At 51.3% G+C, this 2,780-nt stretch carries 2 protein-coding genes; one reads left to right on the plus strand and one right to left on the minus strand.

Going from position 1 to position 2,780, the window contains the following annotated elements; translation table 11 throughout:
• Positions 1-306: 306 nt before the first annotated feature.
• Positions 307-879: an NUDIX hydrolase gene (locus ACVBEF_RS20975; protein WP_447125835.1), complete on the plus strand. Its 573-nt coding sequence runs from the start codon at positions 307-309 to the stop codon at positions 877-879.
• Between the two features lie 16 nt (positions 880-895).
• Here ACVBEF_RS20975 and ACVBEF_RS20980 read toward each other — a convergent pair.
• Positions 896-2,780, minus strand: a 1,885-nt coding sequence (locus tag ACVBEF_RS20980; protein ID WP_447125836.1) for a putative bifunctional diguanylate cyclase/phosphodiesterase, incomplete at its 5' end; no start/stop codon positions are given.

Raw genomic sequence — 2,780 nt, forward strand, 5'->3', positions numbered from 1 at the left:
ACGACCTTCGGGTTATGAGCCCGACGAGCTGCCAGACTGCTCCACCCCGCGTCTGAGGAATGAGATTATATAGCCTATCGACTGAGATAGCTAGGACTTACCTGAAATTATTCCAGTGAGGCATATTTGCTGTCAACACACCCTAGTCCGATCAAGCGGACTGAGGCCTTTTTGCGTCAATCCGAACAGCAAATTTTATAGGTAGGAAATCCATTTCAATGACGCGGTGATACACTTCCGTGTCCGACACCGAGCACGCTCTTCAACTTAAGCATTGCCCCCCCCCCAGACCTTGACACGATCCCTATGAAATTCTGCTCCGAATGCGCGCATCCTGTATCTCTGCAAATTCCGCCTGATGACACACGTGAGCGCTTTGTGTGCAGCAATTGCGGCACGATTCATTATCAAAATCCAAAGATGGTAGTCGGCTCCATTCCAGTGTGGGAGCATGAGGGCGAAGTCAGTGTCTTGCTGTGCAAACGGGCCATAGAACCGCGTCACGGCTACTGGACACTCCCTGCTGGATTCATGGAAAACGATGAAACCACCGAAGACGCGGCCCGCCGCGAAACAGAAGAAGAAGCCGGGGCCAAGATTGCATTACATGGACTTTTTTCCATGATCAATGTCCCGCGCGTGCATCAGGTGCATTTGTTTTATCGGGCAACCTTGCTCGATCTTGACTATGCGGCCGGGATTGAAAGCCTGGAAGTTGAGATGTTTACTGAAGCGCAGATTCCGTGGGAAGAGATTGCCTTCCCCACCGTTGCGTACACGCTGAAAGCTTTTTTTGACGAGCTCAAATTAGTGAAAAAAAATGCGGCAAGCTTCTCGCTACACACGGACAATATTTATAAACCGATGCGCAGCGATTAACTCTTAGCCAGTATTTCTATACTGGCCGATACAAAGCGATCAAATCATTAAGCAGCTTAGGGCGACTCAATACATATCCCTGTATCAGACTACAACCATATTGGCGCAAATAAGCCAACTGCGCATCGGTTTCCACCCCCTCTGCAATGACGTCCAGATGCATGTGTCGGCCAAGCTCTATGATGGTGCGTACGATCGCTTTGTCTTCCTTCTGATTCGGCAAGCCGCTCACGAAAGAGCGATCAATTTTAATGGAAGAAATAGGCAGATTTTTCAAGCGCGATAGCGACGAATAACCCATACCGAAATCATCAAGGCTAATCCCTACGCCGAGTTGCCGCAGGGCGCGCATGACCGGGATCACCTTATCCGGTTGCTGCATCACCATCCCTTCCGTCAACTCCAGGCAAAGATGGTACGAAGCAATTCCCGTCTCCTTCAAAATAGCACTCAGTTCATCGGGAAAATCACTGCTGGTAAATTCTGGCGCAGCCATATTGACATGCATTTGCAACTCACCAAAACCGGACCGATGCAATATGGCAAGGTCGCTACAGGCTTGCCGCAAGACCCAACGTCCGAGACTCACAATCAAACTACTCTGTTCTGCAATCGGGATAAAAATATCGGGCCGCACCACTTCCCCGTTCGCACGCCGCCAACGAATCAAGGCTTCAACAGCCTGCATATGCTGGCCACCACCATCGAATATCGGTTGATACTCCAGAAAGAATGCGTTATCTGCCAATCCCTGATGCAACTCCGCCTCCAGCGTCAGTCGCAATGCCACGTCGGACTGTTGCACTGCAAGCGTCTGGGAGGTGCTATTCGAAAAAAAACTCAGCGCATTGCGGCCATTTTTCTTGATCCGATACATTGCCTCATCGGCACTGCGCAATAGCTCTGGACTGGTCATGCCGTTTTCCGGAAAGATGCTAATGCCAATACTGGCCGACACCGCCATCTCGTTACCTTCAAACATAAACGGCGTACGCGCGGCTACCAATACGCGCTCAGCTAGCGCATCCAATAATGCACCTAACAGCAATGACGCACGCTCGGGAATCAACATAATCGCGAACTCATCACCACCGAGGCGTCCAACGTAACTCCCTGGCGGAGCAAGGGCTTGCAATCGTTGTGCAAATTCACGCAAGACCACATTCCCAGCCTCATGACCGAAGGCATCATTGACAGGCTTAAAGCGATCGAGATCAATAAATATCAACCCGAACGATGCGCCCGAGGCGGCACTGTCGGCACATTGATTATCGAGCATCCGATAAAAATAGGTGCGATTAGCCAACTCCGTCAAGCCATCGATCTGCGCCAATTGACGGATGGTTTCCTGCTGCTCGAGTCGTTGCGCCGTCTGTGCAATAAGTGCACCTATCGTCGCCGAAAGATTCGGCAATTGCGCCTCACGCTGACGCGAGAGCCGACTATAAAACTCGAGCACCCCGGGACTATTACGAATCCCATCCTCAGTCACATACACCACGGGAAACACATAACCGGAGCGCAGCCGACATTTTTCAGCGCTGTTGTAGCGCAAGAAACTATGATCGGTCACCAAATCTTCAATCCAACGTGCTTCGCCGGTTTGCCATACTGTTCCTACCAACCCTGCGCCAGCCGCCATCCGCAGCGTACAACTTTCATCTGTAAATGCTGTGAGCGGATAGTCCGGGTCGTGCCAGAAATATTTACAGGCGAGTTGCTGGTCTTCCGCCTGGCCCGGCTCAATCGCCCAATAAGCACCCCACTCCCATCCCAGATTTTCACAGACTAGCTTAATTACCTTGGTAACAGCCGCACCCAAGGTATCCGTACCGACCAAAAATTTGGCATCGATTTTGGAGCGCGCATGCCATAACGCACGACGCGTACGCACGGTCATA

The sequence above is a fragment of the Glaciimonas sp. GG7 genome (assembly GCF_052976905.1).